The following is a 2132-nucleotide window of genomic DNA, read 5'->3' on the forward strand; positions in this document are numbered from 1 at the left end:
CAGATGCAGGAAGGAGACGAATTAGCCTCTCAGGTTGAACAGCAAATGAAAAAGTTAGAAAAGCAGGTCAGGGAACTGCACCACACGCCCGTGCAGGTGACCCGCGTGGGGATTAATGACGCTGAGGAAGGGCTGGAGATACAGAGCCAGTTTCTCCGGGGTAACGAGCAGGTGTATCAGTGTCAGGTGGCATTTGTATTGCCGGGTGAGCGGGTCATGATGGCCTTCACTTACGCCAGAACCACACCGCTGACCCCGGCAGACATGACGCGCTGGGCTGAAATTAAAAAGAATCTGCGCTTCAGGATACGGCAGGAAACCAGGACGCATTAATCACACAGGGAACGGGACATGGAAGATGCATTCTGGGCGGCAAGGCAGGGTGATGCCCTGCTGCATACGTCGTTTATGGCAGATGTGCTGGGGGCGGTGCTGGAAGTGGCCGCAAATGTCGTTATTGATGCCCTCATTGTCGGCGCAACCTCGTTACTGGCGGCGTCAGTAGGGATCACGATGGGGTGCACGGCTGTCTTGCTGACCGGTTTTGTGGCGGGTGTGGCGATGGTGTACACCGGCGTGACAGAAACGGTCAGCGAAGCCTGTTCAGACCTCGCAGATATGCTTTTCCCGCCTCAGATTGAAGGTTACATCCTCACCGGCTCTGGTGACACATTGATCAACAGCAAACCTGCCGCGCGGGCAGCGGCCACAGCGGCATCGCGGCAGGAGATTGAGGCACAGGAAGCGCAGGCGAAGGCGGAACAGGAAGAAGCGCAGCGTCAGGAGGACGCCAGAACGTTCCGGGATGTGGCCGGGGAATATCTGGAAATGGCGGGGGCAATAGCCCTGGCGGTTCATCCGGTGACTGGACCTGTTCTGATGTCCCGGGCGCTGCACGACCAGCTCAGTACGGAAGAAGGGCGTTCTGAGATGGTGGATGGCGTGACACATTTTGTGTCGGAACTATGGCAGCCCACCGTGGCCAGTGCGGCACCTGGCTCCACCCCGACCCCTGACGATAAAATCGACTGCCATAAACATCCTTCCTCACTGACTCAGTTACTCGCACAAAAAAAAGCCGCCTTTCTGGATGACCCTCTGGGAACGGCCCTTAACCTGTTGAGTCCGGACGGTCTGCTGGAAACCGCCTTTCAGGGAGTGAATGCGGTTATTGGTAGTATCAGTAATCTGTTCAAAGGTGATGACGAACCGCCCGCGGCGGAATATATCGCGGAAGGTGCGCGGGATGTGCGTGTCAACAGTCAGCCAGCGGCACGCAGCGGGGCACGCTGTACCTGCGAGGCCAGGGTGGTGAATGCGCCGGGGGACGGGGCGTTTGTGTCACCGGATGTCCGCATTGGCGGTCCGTTACTGGTGGTCAGGGATATCAGAAGCGGCAGGTCGCAGATAACCCTGGTGGCAACCGTGGCGCTGATGTTTCTTCGCCCGGGCAAAATGCTTTCTAAAATCGCCTGTTTTGCTGCCGGTATCGGGATGAGCATGATGACGCAGAAGGCCATCAGCGCCCTCCCGCATCCGGTCAACGCCGCCACCGGGGCCAAATACCTGGCTGATGATGATGACTTCGATTTCAGCCTGCCGGGCCACTTTCCGCTGGACTGGCAGCGTGTGTACAGCAGTCGTGACGAACGCACGGATGGGATGTTCGGTCAGGGCTGGAGCGTGATGTATGAAGTCAGCCTCGAGCGCACACCGGGTAACGCGGACGAAAACTGCATGACCTTTGTGTCGGGTATGGGGCGACGGCTGGATATGGAAGCCGTGCTGCCGGGGAGCGGATTTTACAGCCCCGGTGAAGGACTGGCAGTACGGCGTGGTGAGCAGGGGCACTGGCTTATCAGCAGCGATGATGGACATTTTTTTCTGTTTGAAGGCGACCCGCATCACCCGCAGCGCCAGCGGCTGAAAATGCTGGGCGACCGTAACAGCAACTGTCTGAATCTGTACTACGACGACCGGGGGCGCATCACTGAAATCCGCGGCGAACAGCAGCGTCCGTGCATCCGTCTGTATTACGAACTGGCGGCGCATCCCCGGCGGGTGACACAGATTTATCAGCATTTCCCTGATACTGCACCTTTACTGCTGCGTCGTTACAACTATGACGAGGC

Annotated in this window: 2 protein-coding genes; both read left to right on the forward strand. The window is 58.1% G+C overall.

Translation table 11 applies throughout. From position 1 onward, the window contains the following. A partial coding sequence (locus A9587_RS24075) for a DcrB-related protein (protein ID WP_105281987.1) occupies positions 1–333 on the forward strand: 333 nt, incomplete at its 5' end. An 18-nt stretch (positions 334–351) separates the two neighbouring features. Further along, the coding region (locus A9587_RS24080) for a DUF6531 domain-containing protein (protein WP_236942437.1) at positions 352–2132 on the forward strand (1781 nt) is incomplete at its 3' end.

The organism is Escherichia sp. MOD1-EC6162 (assembly GCF_002965125.1).
In the GTDB taxonomy this organism is placed as follows: Bacteria; Pseudomonadota; Gammaproteobacteria; order Enterobacterales; family Enterobacteriaceae; genus Escherichia; species Escherichia marmotae.